At 41.2% G+C, this 14,018-nt stretch carries 12 protein-coding genes; 4 read left to right on the top strand and 8 right to left on the bottom strand.

Going from position 1 to position 14,018, the window contains the following annotated elements:
- Window positions 1-37 precede the first annotated feature (37 nt).
- Both ACQYAC_RS17820 and ACQYAC_RS17815 read right to left on the bottom strand, forming a co-directional pair.
- Window positions 38-2,941, bottom strand: coding sequence for a 5'-nucleotidase C-terminal domain-containing protein (locus ACQYAC_RS17820; RefSeq protein WP_429943805.1), 2,904 nt, complete (start codon window positions 2,939-2,941; stop codon window positions 38-40).
- Window positions 2,942-3,027: 86 nt separating this feature from the next.
- Complete coding sequence (locus ACQYAC_RS17815; protein WP_429943804.1) at window positions 3,028-6,408, bottom strand: CheR family methyltransferase; 3,381 nt, start codon at window positions 6,406-6,408, stop codon at window positions 3,028-3,030.
- Window positions 6,409-6,552: 144 nt separating this feature from the next.
- On the opposite strand from ACQYAC_RS17815, the gene ACQYAC_RS17810 reads away from it, so the two are divergent.
- Window positions 6,553-7,197, top strand: a complete 645-nt coding sequence (locus ACQYAC_RS17810) for a spore coat protein (RefSeq protein WP_429943803.1) — start codon at window positions 6,553-6,555, stop codon at window positions 7,195-7,197.
- 29 nt (window positions 7,198-7,226) lie between these two features.
- Here ACQYAC_RS17810 and ACQYAC_RS17805 read toward each other — a convergent pair whose 3' ends face one another.
- Together ACQYAC_RS17805 and ACQYAC_RS17800 are read right to left on the bottom strand one after the other, a co-directional pair.
- The gene (locus tag ACQYAC_RS17805; protein WP_429943969.1) at window positions 7,227-8,102 is read right to left on the bottom strand and encodes a hypothetical protein; all 876 of its coding nucleotides are present in this window, start codon (window positions 8,100-8,102) and stop codon (window positions 7,227-7,229) included.
- Between the two features lie 156 nt (window positions 8,103-8,258).
- Complete coding sequence (locus ACQYAC_RS17800) at window positions 8,259-8,765, bottom strand: YhcN/YlaJ family sporulation lipoprotein (RefSeq protein WP_180309329.1); 507 nt, start codon at window positions 8,763-8,765, stop codon at window positions 8,259-8,261.
- A 154-nt stretch (window positions 8,766-8,919) separates the two neighbouring features.
- On the opposite strand from ACQYAC_RS17800, the gene ACQYAC_RS17795 reads away from it, so the two are divergent.
- Window positions 8,920-9,318, top strand: a complete 399-nt coding sequence (locus ACQYAC_RS17795; protein ID WP_061407202.1) for a hypothetical protein — start codon at window positions 8,920-8,922, stop codon at window positions 9,316-9,318.
- 34 nt (window positions 9,319-9,352) lie between these two features.
- Here the strand turns inward: ACQYAC_RS17795 and ACQYAC_RS17790 are convergent, their stop codons facing one another.
- Window positions 9,353-9,733, bottom strand: coding sequence for a hypothetical protein (locus ACQYAC_RS17790; RefSeq protein WP_429943802.1), 381 nt, complete (start codon window positions 9,731-9,733; stop codon window positions 9,353-9,355).
- A gap of 98 nt (window positions 9,734-9,831) precedes the next feature.
- On the opposite strand from ACQYAC_RS17790, the gene ACQYAC_RS17785 reads away from it, so the two are divergent.
- Window positions 9,832-10,917 carry a GGDEF domain-containing protein gene (locus ACQYAC_RS17785; RefSeq protein WP_058014457.1) on the top strand — a complete coding sequence of 362 codons (1,086 nt, stop codon included), beginning with the start codon at window positions 9,832-9,834 and terminating at the stop codon, window positions 10,915-10,917.
- 217 nt (window positions 10,918-11,134) lie between these two features.
- Complete coding sequence (gene cspB, locus ACQYAC_RS17780; RefSeq protein WP_003212277.1) at window positions 11,135-11,335, top strand: cold shock-like protein CspB; 201 nt, start codon at window positions 11,135-11,137, stop codon at window positions 11,333-11,335.
- A 114-nt stretch (window positions 11,336-11,449) separates the two neighbouring features.
- Here the strand turns inward: cspB and ACQYAC_RS17775 are convergent, their stop codons facing one another.
- Genes ACQYAC_RS17775 through ACQYAC_RS17765 form a run of 3 tightly spaced genes read right to left on the bottom strand, consistent with a single transcriptional unit; the run spans window position 11,450 to window position 13,984 of the window.
- Complete coding sequence (locus tag ACQYAC_RS17775; RefSeq protein ID WP_058014458.1) at window positions 11,450-11,809, bottom strand: hypothetical protein; 360 nt, start codon at window positions 11,807-11,809, stop codon at window positions 11,450-11,452.
- 13 nt (window positions 11,810-11,822) lie between these two features.
- Complete coding sequence (locus ACQYAC_RS17770; protein ID WP_012009378.1) at window positions 11,823-12,347, bottom strand: flavodoxin family protein; 525 nt, start codon at window positions 12,345-12,347, stop codon at window positions 11,823-11,825.
- Between the two features lie 17 nt (window positions 12,348-12,364).
- Window positions 12,365-13,984 carry a DHA2 family efflux MFS transporter permease subunit gene (locus tag ACQYAC_RS17765; RefSeq protein ID WP_058014459.1) on the bottom strand — a complete coding sequence of 540 codons (1,620 nt, stop codon included), beginning with the start codon at window positions 13,982-13,984 and terminating at the stop codon, window positions 12,365-12,367.
- Between the last annotated feature and the right edge of the window lie 34 nt (window positions 13,985-14,018).

Below are 14,018 nucleotides of genomic sequence, written 5' to 3'. Positions count from 1 at the left end.
CCTTTGCTTGTTCCATTTCTCTTAGATGATACGCTCTTTAGCTTGCTGCTTTTTCTTCTTGTTTTGCTTTTTGAATTCGTCCCTCTTTTTGATACACAATGGAAGCTCCCTCAAAGCTTTTCACAAAATCAACAGTCGCTTCTAAGTCTTCTGGGCCTGTTTCAGGGTTTTGCCCCAGCCTGCCTATTGGTGCATATTTACTGCCAGTTGCAGTTGCCATGAAGTTATTCACAGTGAGTGTATACGTTTGATCAAGAGCTACGGCTGAACCGTCTGGCAGCTTTAAGTCGACTACTTTATATGTTACCGGATCATAGGAATATGAAAAGCCTGAAATGCTATAATCTGGTCCAAATTGTGGAGAAATTTGTGCTTCTATGATCTCTACTAAGTCTTTTCCCTTGATCTCTAGTTTGACTAAAACGTTGCCAAATGGCTGAATATTAAAGAGATCTCCCCACGTTATCGGCCCTTTTTCAAGGTTTTGCCTAATGCCGCCTCCATTCATCATGGCAAAGTCACTTTTCATTGAATATCTCATACCATCCGCAATCAAATTACCGAGCGGCGTGTCTCCATCATTTGAATAGCCGCCTTCCATTTGGACCCCGGCTTCTCCAACAACCTCACTAATTATCGGCTCCACTTCTTTCCCGTAATGAGCCAAGATGTCTGCTGCTTCCTTGTCCTTTTCTATACCAGCTTGATCTATATACTGGATTTCCGCACTCTTTTTGACGATATCCTTCGTTTTACGGTCAAGTGTCACATTGACTTCGCCAATCGCCTTTCCATATTCAAAGGCTTGCACAATTAATTTACCATTGACCTCTCCATTGACCACTTCGTGATTATGCCCTGCAAAGATGACGTCAATTTCATCATCACCTTCTTTGGCAAGCTTTGCACTCTCTCCAGTGATTATATCTCCATTTTGAGAGGCTGTCATATGAGCTAAAACCGCTATGGCTTTAATTCCTTTTTGTTTTAATTCCTCCGCGGCTTCATTCACGGCTTTGACTTCATCTGTAAACTGAATGTCTTTAATCCCTTCTGGCATGACCATTCCTGCGGCTGACTTGGTCACAACGCCGATAAATGCGACTGGGATTCCATCGACATCGATGATTTCATAAGCTGGTAAAAGCGGTTTGCCAGTATCCTTGTATTCACAGTTCGCACAAACGAGCGGAAAGTTCTGTCCGTCATACCCCTTTGTGCCTTTAGGATGATCTCCGCCATTTAAGATACGCAATAGCTCGTCTACCCCTTCATCGAATTCATGGTTGCCAACCGTGCCCACATCAAATCCAATGTTCTCCATGAGTTCAACGGTTGGTTCATCCTGTAGAAGAGAAGATATTGGAGAGCTCCCGCCAATCATATCTCCGGCATGGACCGTAATCGTATTTTTGTGCGCTGCTTGTTTTTGCTTCATATAGGCCGCGACATAATCCATTCGTCCATACATGCCTTTATTGCCATCACCTTTTAGATCCAGCTCGTATTCTTGATCAATTTTACCGTGTAAATCATTCATACTTAAAATCGTTAATGGTACGTCGTCCGCATCCTTTACAGGCTGATAACCAGCCTGTTCTGCTTCTTCTTTGGAAGCAAAAAAGATCCGTTTGTCCACATCGATTTCTTTCCATTTGTCAGGGGACACGTAGGTTTTGACAGATGAGTCACCAACATAGCGTGTCAGTCCTTTTTTCTGTTCACGTGCTCTAAATTCAAACGGCTGTTCCAGCAGAGGGTCCGCTTCGTTCCATATGCCCAGTCCTTTTTCCTTTGCTTCCTTTACTGCTTTTTGATACGTATGATAGTCCTTTTCTTCTCCTACTGGCCAGATGAAATAAGTAGGAGCATATCCTTTTTTCACAAGCTCTAGATTTGTATTTAACCCTTTTTTGGTTTTCACTTGAGCTAAAAGACGTCCATAGTTATCCTTTGCTTCAGGACCAATCTTTAATGTGACCTGGTCACCGCTCGAAAGCAGTGTTTTTAAATAGTCAGTTGCTTGCTGTCCAAAACGCAATTGGTTTTTGTCTAATTCGCTTTTTGGCTGATGATACGTTTCCGGCGTGTCCATATTCACAAAACGCACCTTTGTTGTACCTAGAACGGGCTTCTTTAGATGAATCGTATCTCCATCCACCACACGGTCAACCGTTGCTTTGTATTCTTTCTTCATCTTTGGCGGCTTTGGCTGGCGTTTCAGCAGGTTGATATCATCCTTATGTCTTGGTAGCACCTGCAGCGTATCATACCTGCTTAACACCCCTGTAAACTCGTACCATTTCCCTGTCTTTACTTTATCAATCGCATTTGTATCGACCATCACTCTCAGAGTAGTGCTGTGATATTTTTTATCAATGATCACCACATTGTATCCACCGCCAGCCGGCTGCGCTGGTTTTGCCTCTACATAGCCTTTGAGCTTTACTAGTCTTCCTTCATGTTTACCGGCTTGTTCCGTTTCTAGCTGCTTCACAGACACTCGCTTCGCCTTTGGCAAGGTTTGGTTCACAGCATCTATCTTCAGACTGCCTTGATCTGGCACAATTTCAATCAGTCCTTTATAAGACGTGATTTTACCAGTCACTGTCACCTTCATCCCTGCTTTTAGTTCCGGGAAGTGATTGCGCTGCGCTGAATAAACATTGATTCCAGCTGATTTGTCTTGAATGTATGTGGACAGTTTCCCATTGCCAACAGCTGATTGATCTGCTGTCACAATTCCGCTCACCGTCACCGTCTCTCCTATGAGCTGACGGGCTTTTTTGATCTGCACAATCTTTTTTTGTTTCCACACCATTTCTTTCTTTTCAGATGCATTGACCTCGCTCCCTGCGGACATACCAGGCAATAAGGATTGCAAACTAAAGATCACCAAAACCAAACAACAAATCATTCGAATAGATAGCATTCGTCTCATTAGACCTCTCCCCTTTGCGCTTCATCTCTCATAGTGTACAAAGTAAATATTGATGTTGAATGGATTTCATGTAAAACTTGTCTTTTTTAACTCATCGGAAAGGTAATAATCACTCGTGTCCCCTCAAAGCTTTTGCTTTCAAAACGAATGGTGCCGCCATGGCTTTCGATGATTTTAATGGTCATCATTAAACCAAGGCCTGTCCCCTTTTCTTTTGTTGTATAAAATGGTTCACCGAGTTTCCCTATTTCGTCCTCTGGTATTCCCTTTCCTTGGTCTTCAAAGATCAGCATCATTTGCTGATCTTTCATGAGAGAGGCCACCTTGATGACGCCTGTCACACCATCCATCGCTTCTATTCCATTTTTAAGGATGTTTAGGAAGACTTGTTTTAGTTCATTCGGAATGCCTTGAATGTTAGGGAGCGACGGAGACAGCTTTTTCTGAATGGACACGCCTTTTAAGACCGCCTGAGATTCAACGACCATGATCACTTCTTCGAGCAGAAGATTGACATGTACCGGTTCAAATTTCACCGATTTGCTTCTAGAAAGAACGAGGAATTCATTAATAATCGACTCGAGCCGATTAAACTCTGACATCATCACATCTGCATAATCTTTCTGATACTTCTTACTTTGAATCATCAGCTGTAAAAATCCTTTTAATGAGGTCAGCGGGTTCCGTATCTCATGAGCGATGCCTGCTGCAAGCTGCCCTACTGCTGACAGCATCTCTGATTTCATCAGCATCTTCTCTGACTGCTTTTGATTGGTGATATCCTCTGAAATCCGCATGACGGTTGACTGCATTTTGTCAGGGTCATCAATTCGATGTAAAGAGACTCTCTCCCATCGTTCACGTCCAGATAAATCTTGAAAGTACAGCTCACCTGTCCAACTGCCCTCTCTTAAACAAACCTTCCATTGCTTCTCTAAATCATCACATTGACATAGTGAATGATAGACAGAAAAAATATCTTTGCCGATCAGGTCATATTCATGTTGCTGGACAAACTGACAGAAACGCTGGTTCACGCATTGGATGACTCCTTCCTCAGTTGCCACAACAATATGAATATGGCTGTTATCAAGTGCCGTTACCGCTAGATGAAGCGACTGCTTGATTTTCGTTACTTCAGTCATTTTAATCCAAGTCATCACCGCGCCTTCATGTTCTTCATCGTAGATGGGTGTGATGTGAACAGTGAATTGCTCGCCTTCGTTCGTTTCAATTTCACGTTCGATCGCGCGCCTATTCGATATGACGGATTGGATATCATGATAGAGCGTTTCCTGCGTAAGCTTTTTAGCCATCGACTGAAAGGATTGCTGATGTCTGATTTTCGCAGAAGTAAATAAAGAGGCAGCTGTAGGAGTGTAATAGTGTATATTCATGTCCCTGTCCACAAACAGCGTTGCCAGCTCCGGCTTGACAGAGGGACTGTACAGTTCTTCTCTCGTCACCCTTAAATTGTTTATGATATTTATATAATGCTCGTGTTTTTTCTCAAACTCCTCTAATTGCGTGTGTTTTGCTTTTAATTGAGCCCTTGCCTCCTGCTCCTTTTGTTTGACTTCATTGAGTTCATTTTCCAAATCGACAATACGCTGTTGATAGACTGAATTCTGATCTGACATCCCTATGTCCCTGCCGTTCTTTTGATTTTTCCCTCTCTCATTCATTCGAATGAGAATGACGTAAACTCCCTTAAAACGGCGGTCAAAACTTTTCACGGTAAAATCTGCATACTGCTTTCTACCTTTTTCCGAAATGAGAACATGCTGAAACACAACCTCTGTCTCGTCTGTCCACACCTTTTGAAAGGTTTGACTCAACATCTCTTTCATATAATCAGGTGTCACATATTCACATGATTGATCTGACACTTCTGTATGATCTAAAAAAGAATACGCACCCTTTGATACTGCCAGGATTTTGTCACTATCGTTGATGACCATACATGCATCATAATCCTTGCTTACTTCTTGCATATATTGTTCGGCTCGCGCTTTCAACTCGATATCACGAGCGTCTGGTGTCCAAGGGACATGTGGTTTTGAAACGTTTGAATGAGTGTAAATGTTCCATTTTTCATTGAACAAATGAAACAAACGAGGGATATTGGGTACAGTTTCATTTGGCCCTAATATCAACATCCCTTGGTCTTTTAAAGCATATTGGAATCGGGACAATACTCGTTTTTGCACTTCAGGCTGGAAGTACATCAGAACATTTCGGCAACTGATAAAATCGAGGTGGATAAAAGGTGAATCGATCAATAAATTGTGAGGTGCAAAGACAATATGTTTTCTAAGCGACTGCTTCACAATAAAAGCGTCACCTTTCCTTTCGAAATATCGCGCCCGCCATTTTTCCGGCATCCTTGCCATAGACTCTACTGAGTAAAGACCTTTACTAGCTGTTTGAATGGCTTTCCGGTTGATATCTGTTGCAAATACTTGAAGTTCAATGGTCACTTGTCTTCGCTTCATTTCTTCTAAAAATAAGATCGTAAAAGAATAGGCTTCCTCTCCTGTCGAACATCCAGCAATCCAAATACGGCATCGAGATTTCCCGTTTTTCACCGCATTTTCAATGATCGACGGAATGATCTGATGTTCACATACATGAAAAGCCTCCATATCTCTAAAAAAAGATGTCATACCGCTTAGAAGCTGTACGTGCAGAAGGTCAAGCTCATCTGGTTCTCTTTCTAATAAGTTGTCGTACTCTGATAACAATGAAATCCGTTTTTTTGCAACCTTCATTCGTTTTTGAATGACAGATAGCAGCCTTTTCCTTTCATAGGTTGAAAAGGCAATGCCTTTATACATTTCAAGTCGTTCAATAATTCTCAATAAAACAGGATCTACCTCATCGATGTGCGGAACATTCATGATATTGGAGATATATGCCGCAAGGGTGGTAGGATCCTTGAATGTTTGTTGATACAAGGTGTCAAAACCACTTTCTTCCTCACTGCACGATAAAGCTGTACCGCCCTGCTCAACCAACTGAAGCAAGCCACTTCCCACGCAATGACCTTTTTGAAAGAAAATCGCATAAGCCTCCTCTTTTTGAACGCTGGCAAGAGACTGAAAAAGCAAGTCCACAGAGCAAGCCATGCACGCCGGCAGCTGCTCTGATAGGTGCAGCCGCTGATCTTCCGTTAACGTCACCACCGCATGCTGTGGACAAAAATAAATCGTCTTCTTCATGACTTTCTCACCATGTTTAATCGTTTTTGCCCGGTAGCCAATCGGTAAAACAAGTGCTTCCAAATCAGTTATACAATCGCCTGTCACATGATTTTGCACAACAATAAAAGAGGCATTTAATTCATGTGGAAATGATTGAAAAAAAGCCTCAAGATGATGCTGTTCAAACGGCGAAACACCGATGCCAATCACTGGTGCCTGCACATGTTCGTCTTCTATCAAACGATTAATGATTTTGTCCTGCATCTGGTACCCCCATGTTCATTCGTCTGATACTTTTTTTCGACAAAAAGGAAGAAAACCCTCTAATTGTAAATAATGTTTTTTGCATGAAAGAAGGAAAACATCCTCACATTAAAACAGAATGTATATATAGAAGGAGGAATCTCAATGCAAAACGATCAGCAGACAAACGTTCAAGGAAATGTCCAGCAGCCACAATTCAATCATGGCGGGCATGAGTTATTTGATTTACATGAAGTATTAGCAGGGACCATTAATATTTTGGATCAATACATGATCTTTCGCCAATTCATCCAAGATCCCGCATTATCCGACATTTTAGATCGACAATATCAATTTGTATTGTCACAGTATAATGTCACGGTAGATTGTTTTTCTACTGGTCAAAAGCCTAGTGAAGAAACATCTACGTATATGATGAAAGAACAAACACAGGTGACATACGGAATAAAACCATCTCAGCCTAAGAAGCCAAATCAATCGTTACAGGATGTAAAAGACACGGGAATTACAGGACATATGCTAGGTCTCGTGAAATCACATGCTGGATTACTTTCAATGACTGCACTAGAGGTAACAAACCCTGTGGTGCGACGTGTGCTTGCAGCGCAAATTCCGAACTTTATTGAAATGGCGTATGAAATTTTCTTATATCAAAATAAACATAGCTATTATCAAGTTCCGCAGCTTACAGCTCAAGATATGCAGGCGATGACGTCTACATTTGCCCCAATGAAGGGCCAAGTTCAAATGCCGCCAAACAAAACCAATCAGCAAAAACCGCTTCATTAAATAAAAAACGGCCGACCTATATCCTCAGGTCAGCCGTTTTTTATTTGATATATCTTGTTAAACTGATCTTCAAAATCTGCGAGCCGCTGTCCTGTCGCTTGTTCAAAACCTCTATCAAAACGGCCAGTCTTCGCCGTTTCCTCCATAATTTCATGTATGACGTCTCGTCCATAAAGCTGCACGAGCTCATAAATCATATAGTAGCTTTGCACATAAACATCTGTCTCATACGTCACCCGGGAGTCCTGCCAATCTTGATCGGAATGAAGAGACTGAAAGGGAATGACGTCGAACCGTTCAGACGTAGCATTTAACACATCATAGGCCGTCCATTCTGCTGTTCCCTCATGGAACCAAAGGGGAAAGATCACCGGAGACACTTCGTAAGAATGAACTTTTTCATAGAAAACAAAGTGAGCATATTCATGAATCAATAATGTGTTGAAAAAATATAAAGGGAGTGTCTCTTTCTTCAATAATGCTTCCCGTTTATCTGGATATAACCCTATCATTTGATCATGATCAGAGTAAAAACCTGTAATATGCTTGATCCCGGCAAATTGCTCGATTGTCTCTTTATCATCAAAATAAATAATGTCTAAAGGTTTGTCAGTTTCAAATTGAAACACTGACGCTGTCCTCTTCTTTGCCTGATCCATGGCCTCGATTGTCAAATCAACAAAAGCGTCCTCTTCCTCTGCATAGTATATTCTAATATGTTCATAGACTTGCTTATTGAGTCCCTCCGTTAAAATTGTTTTAGGAGAAGACTGCTGCTCTAAATATTGTCCTGTCAACTGAAACGCAACATAAATCAAGTACGCGGTGAAAGCATAAAAAATGAGACCTGCTGCTATCATTCCGCCTACAAGTTTTTTATGAATCAAAGACGACTTGGCTTTCATTTGCTCCCCACCTGAATTCATCCTGCAGCCTCTTTCTCTTTCTATGAAGAAACAAAGATCAACAAGAGGTGATATATTTTTTACTTTATGCAGTCAGGTGCGCAAGGTGCGGTTCCAAACAAAAAAGCCGCATATGACATACGGCTTTTGTCGTAGCTATTTTGATTCAGGGAAGACACGTCTGACCGTTTCAGTAAATTCATCGAAAAATCCTGAGATAGGCTCTCCGCTTCTAATACGTTTTCCGTACCCTTCCATGCGGTCGACAAAGTCTGGATTGGCAGATACATACACATTGTCGATTTGTTGATCCGTTGATTTGACTTTATCAGAAATTTTCTTTTTCAAATCTTCTGTCACATTACCACTTTTATCGCCTTCAAGCATAACGGCAACAAATGCATTCTTTCCTGTAACAAGTACGTTCGCTGTTTTTACTTCAGACATGTTGGCTACAAGCTCTGACGCTTTATCTGCCACTTTGACCTTCTGAGGTGTTTGGACATTTTGCTGATCCTGCCTCATGTTGTCATTCTTATATGTGACATTTTCATACTGTCGTTTCATTGTTCCTCTTCGCTCGTCTCCTTGGTTGTTCATACCACATCCAGTGGTGATCAATGCTGGAACGAGTAGTAAAGATAGCATCCATTTCTTATTCATCAATTATTCCCTCCTTTTGCTCTTAGGTTTTTCATCCAGCCGGCTTTTTATGCATCCATCCTCTATTTCAGCGAAATGAATTCATAATTCGACTTTGTTTGGTCATCCTAAACATGATGAAGAAGTATCATCACGATCAAATGGAGGGATTCGTTTGTTTAAAAAAAGAAAAGGCATGAGCACTGGCGCAATGATCGCAGCATCAACAGCCATCATTGCATTATTTTCCCCGGTTTTACGAAGAAGACTGAAAAGCATGACGCAAATGAATATGTCTTCAATGATGAAGGGAAAAGATCAACAGCACCATGACTCGACTCGACACGAGTCACACGCACAGAAAGAATCAAAGGGCACTGCAGAAATCGGACAAATGATGAAGCAAGCATTCACTGCTGTACAGCCAAACCATTCGAATCAGCACCAATCAACATCAAGAAACCATCAGCCAAGAGAGTCTTATGCACAGTCTCTCCATATTGATGAAAGTGTCATGAATGTGATGGATGATGAATCAATCCAGCAAGTGATCAATGACATCGAGCACAAATAAGAAAACAGGAGCCTTCATGTATAGAGGCTCCTGTTTATTCTCCTGAAAAATGTTCTTTCACCATCACAGAGAAGAAAGGTAAAAAGGTGATTTCAACTGTTGCCATAAAATCGTGATAAGCTTCCATTATGATTAAAAGCTCTTTTTCGTTCGGCCGGTCCTTTTTGATCTCTACATGCTGCACAGTTTTAAAATCATAGATGCCTAAAACAGATCCATCTTTTTTTCGAACAGCTTTTAACGTAAATTCTTGTCTTCCAAGGTACATCGTGACAACGAAGCGCTCGTCTTGATTCTCAAATCGAAATGTCAGGCTTTGATATTCAATAGGCATCCCTTTCTCGAACCTTTCATCAGGCTCCGTTTCAAAAAAAGAAAGCCAGTCCGTTTCATCTGGGAAACGTTTTCCTCGCATGTGTTTCGTTCCCCTCATAAGTGAAATTTTTATTAATTATCCTTTTTCCCCTTTTCTTTTGCAACAAATTTTAGTAATTTTAAAAAGGTGATTTAATTTTGCTAAGAGACCTCTTTATTAATTTAACAATTCTTGTCACTTTCCATTATTTATTTATGCTTGTGTTTAAAGAGAATTTCCTTAAGAAAGAAGATACCCTGCTCAGACAACTATGCAAAGGCATTCTTTCTGGGTTACTCGGTGTCCTTTTAATGTTCTTCTCTATCAAAGCAGGACCAGCCATCATCGATTTAAGACATATCCCCCTTATTTTAACGGCCTTTTACGGAGGCATCGCCCAAACCATCATTGCAGCCTTTGTTGTGATCATTGGTCGATTATTAATCGAAGCCAACGTCGCTTCTTTCATCAATATTTTTTCCATGATGATCATCGCAACTGCTTCTTTTTTAATTGCTGAACGGCATATGAATCATGTTGTGAAAATGCTGTTGTCCATTACGTTAGGTAATGTGATTGCCACAAGCCTATTTATCTTAATCGTGCATGAGACATCATTTGAACTGCATTTTGCTTATTGGATGTTCTCATTTATTGCAGGATTGTTTAACTTTTACGTCATTGAGCATCAAACTAAAGCATATCAGCTGCTGAATTTGTATAAATTCCAAGCTCATTATGATTTTTTAACAGGTGTTTTAAATAAACGGAAGTTCGATGAGGTCTTAAATGATGCTTTTTCGATGAAATTTAAGCAGCCTATCCATCAAATGTCCCTTATTTACTTAGACATTGATTACTTCAAATCCATCAATGACCAATATGGACATCATGAGGGAGATATGGTTTTAAAAGAAATCGGAAAAAGGCTGATCAAAAACACAAGAAGCTCTGATTATATTGGCCGGATCGGCGGCGAGGAATTTGCAGTCTTTCTACCAAATTGTACAGTTGAAAAAACATGGCAGATTGCAGAACGCTTACGGAGAAAAATAGCAGATCAGCCGGTTTATTTACAAAATGGCATGTCCATTCATATTACAGTATCACTTGGGTGTGCGTATTACCCCGGGACAAGTCCAGATATCAAACAATTACCGATTATAGCTGACCAGGAGCTCTATAAAGCGAAGCAGTCTGGCCGAAATCAAGTGAGCTTCTCAGGGAGAAAAAGAGGCCAATGAATATAGGCTTTTTCCTCAATTTGTTATCGCTAATTATTTTTAAAAAAGTTTTCGTATAACAGTTGTTTTTTCCCGCAAACACTGGTAAAGTAAAGGTAATTATTTTTGTTCGTATCATCTTTAAGAAGAAAGTTTTGAAAGAGTTTTCGTCTTTGAAGTTTGTGTAAGAGCAAGAATAGTGAATTTAAGCGTTATGATCGCTTTAGGAGGAAATTTCATGTTAGAAGGTAAAGTAAAATGGTTCAACTCTGAAAAAGGTTTCGGATTCATCGAAGTAGAAGGTCAAGACGATGTATTCGTTCACTTCTCTGCTATCCAAGGCGAAGGCTTCAAAACTTTAGAAGAAGGTCAAGCAGTTTCTTTCGAAATCGTTGAAGGTAACCGTGGACCACAAGCTGCTAACGTTAACAAAGCGTAATTTAAGAGCATCTGCTCTTTAGCACTTTATAGAGTGAAGGAAAACCGCCCGGCTTCTGCCGGCGGTTTTTTTGTGCCATAATAAAAAAGAGAACCTGACGAGAGGTTCTCTTTTTTATTTGTCCTTCTGCTTTAGCTTCTGCAAAGCAGAACGATACATATCATCATTCATTTTTGTCTCTGGTTCTTCTTCTTTGACAGGTGGTTCTGGCTGCTTAAACTTTTGAAGCGCCTGTCTATAGAAATCATCTCCAGACACTCGTTCATCCGTTTGAAGAGGCGTTGACGCTTCCTCTTCTACTTCAGGCTCTACAGGTCTCGCCGCAACTTCTGACTCGCTACGGGCCACGTCAGGCTGATTGGGCACATCTTCATTGATCTCTTTCTTCTCGACCGAAGCGTGTCTAACATTGAATGCTACTAATCCGATAATGACTAGAACAGCAGCTACTAACGCTACAATAATCGTCGCCAAAAGAACCCTCTCCTTATCGCTTAAATGACGCAGTGACTGATGCTACACGTCTTCCTAATGCTTTCCCGAGTTCAATGCCTTCTGTCGAAATCACTTCATCAGAATCAATCGGACATGTCACACCTGCTCCATAGTAAGAGCCGTATAAAGCATTTTCTGGCACATTTCCAGGAAGACCAACGACAAGCATCCCTTGGTGGAACATTGGTGTAATCAAATTATGCATTGTCATTTCTAAACCGCCGTGCGTTGTAGCAGTTGTACAGAAAACGGCACCGACTTTATCGATTAGTTTTCCCTCTGCCCATAGATAGCCAAGACGGTCAATCCATGTCTTTAATCCAGCACTAATGGTCCCAAAGTGACCAGGGCAGCCCCAAATGATTGCATCCATTTGATCAAGCTTGCGAATATCAGCATCTTTTACGTGATCAACGAATACTTCTGCCTGCTCTGTTTCACCTGCACCCGCTGCAATTGCTTCTGCCAGTGCTTTCGTATGGTCACCTTCACTATCGTATACGACATAAATTTTCATGTACGGTCCCTCCACACTTATCTTGCATCTTGATTTGCTTCCTTAGGTGCTGGAAGCAGTGTCATTTCTTGTTTTTTATGCTGCTGATCTTTTCGCTTTTTATCCTTACGTACATCACGCAGGAACAAGCTGAGAATGACACCAGCGGCACAGAATAACGTTACCCACATGTAAGCATCATTGATACCCATTACGTTTGAATCAACCTGTGCTTTCGTAAAGAGCTGGGTAGATACATATTTTTGAGCAGCTTCAGCTGTCATGCCCATATGGTGCATCACATTCGACACAGCCGCCTGGAATGAATTCATAAAGAACGGGTCCGCTGTATTTGTTTGATCCGCCATATTGGAATAATGGAATGTTGTCCGATTCGTATAAATCGTTGTGATCAAACTCGTACCGATCGAACCGCTTATTTGTCTTAATGTATTAGACATCGCTGTCCCATGGCTGTTTAAGTGCTGTGGTAGTTGGTTCATCCCAGCTGTCATCACCGGCATCATAAGGAGTGACATACCGAATGCACGAATTGCATACATGAGCACAATGTGACTATATGATGTATCAATAGTCAGCCTTGTAAACTCGAATGTGGTGACAACGGTAATGAGCATCCCCACAATCGCAAGCGGACGAGGTCCAAATTTATCAAACAAAATACCTGAAATCGGGGACATAATCAGCATCGCAAGTGCTCCTGGAAGCATTAATAGCCCGGATTGCAATGCGGTAAACCCAACGAGGTTCTGCAGATAAATCGGAAGTAAGAACATCCCAGTGTATAAGGCAACTGTAATAATAATATTAATGACACTTGATAATGAGAAAATGCTGTATTTAAACACTCGGAAATCAAGCATCGGATTATCAGCTTTCAGCTGTTGGAAAATAAAGAGAATGATCGCAATCGCACCTACAATAATCGTCGATAAGACAATCGGATCTGTCCAGCCATCACTTCCAGCTTCACTCACTCCGTATAGGAGCGAAGCAAAACCAACGATGGAAAGAATCGCACCAAGGCTGTCCAGCTTGATCTTTTTAGGCTCTACAATATTTCTAAACATAAAGAAAGCCGCGATAATGACAATTGCTCCGATTGGAACAAGTCCATAAAACATAATACGCCAAGAATAATGTTCAATAATGTAACCAGATAAAGTTGGTCCTACCGCAGGAGCAAACATCATCGCAAGACCGAAAATCCCCATTCCTTTCCCTCTGTTTTCTGGAGGGAAAATAAAAAGGATTGTTGTCATTACGAGTGGCTGCAGAATACCGCCGCCGACTGCCTGAATCAAACGGCCGATGAGCATGGTCGAAAAGTTCGGTGCAATCCCGCAAATAAAGGTCCCTAGTGTAAACGAGATCATGGCAACTAGGAATAAACTGCGCTGTCCAAAGCGTGTGATTAAAAACGCAGATAACGGAATCAGCACACCGTTGACAAGCATATAACCTGTTGTAAGCCACTGAATCGTCGTTGCACTCACATTAAATTCAGTCATTAAATGGGGCATAGCTACGTTCAGAAGTGTTTGGTTCAAAATCGCGACGAACAAGCCGGCCATTAAAATGATCAGTAAAGACAAGGAGCCTGCTCCCTGTTTTGTTGCTGCAGGTTGATTTGCCATCTCAGACAACCTCCTTTCATTTTTTGATATCAAT

The sequence above is a fragment of the Bacillus sp. MM09(2025) genome (assembly GCF_050496725.1).
GTDB classification, from domain to species: domain Bacteria; phylum Bacillota; class Bacilli; order Bacillales; family Bacillaceae; genus Bacillus; species Bacillus pumilus.
The sequence above is the reverse complement of the archived record's forward strand: the minus strand, read 5'-3'. Positions and strand labels throughout refer to the sequence as shown.

Bases quoted from the DNA above. Each gene is read 5' to 3' on its own strand.
- ACQYAC_RS17820 (WP_429943805.1), bottom strand. From the start codon at position 2,941: ATGAGACGAATGCTATCTATTCGAATGATTTGTTGTTTGGTTTTGGTG.
- ACQYAC_RS17815 (WP_429943804.1), bottom strand. From the start codon at position 6,408: ATGCAGGACAAAATCATTAATCGTTTGATAGAAGACGAACATGTGCAG.
- ACQYAC_RS17810 (WP_429943803.1), top strand. From the start codon at position 6,553: ATGCAAAACGATCAGCAGACAAACGTTCAAGGAAATGTCCAGCAGCCA.
- ACQYAC_RS17805 (WP_429943969.1), bottom strand. From the start codon at position 8,102: ATGAAAGCCAAGTCGTCTTTGATTCATAAAAAACTTGTAGGCGGAATG.
- ACQYAC_RS17800 (WP_180309329.1), bottom strand. From the start codon at position 8,765: ATGAATAAGAAATGGATGCTATCTTTACTACTCGTTCCAGCATTGATC.
- ACQYAC_RS17790 (WP_429943802.1), bottom strand. From the start codon at position 9,733: ATGCGAGGAAAACGTTTCCCAGATGAAACGGACTGGCTTTCTTTTTTT.
- cspB (WP_003212277.1), top strand. From the start codon at position 11,135: ATGTTAGAAGGTAAAGTAAAATGGTTCAACTCTGAAAAAGGTTTCGGA.
- ACQYAC_RS17770 (WP_012009378.1), bottom strand. From the start codon at position 12,347: ATGAAAATTTATGTCGTATACGATAGTGAAGGTGACCATACGAAAGCA.
- ACQYAC_RS17765 (WP_058014459.1), bottom strand. From the start codon at position 13,984: ATGGCAAATCAACCTGCAGCAACAAAACAGGGAGCAGGCTCCTTGTCT.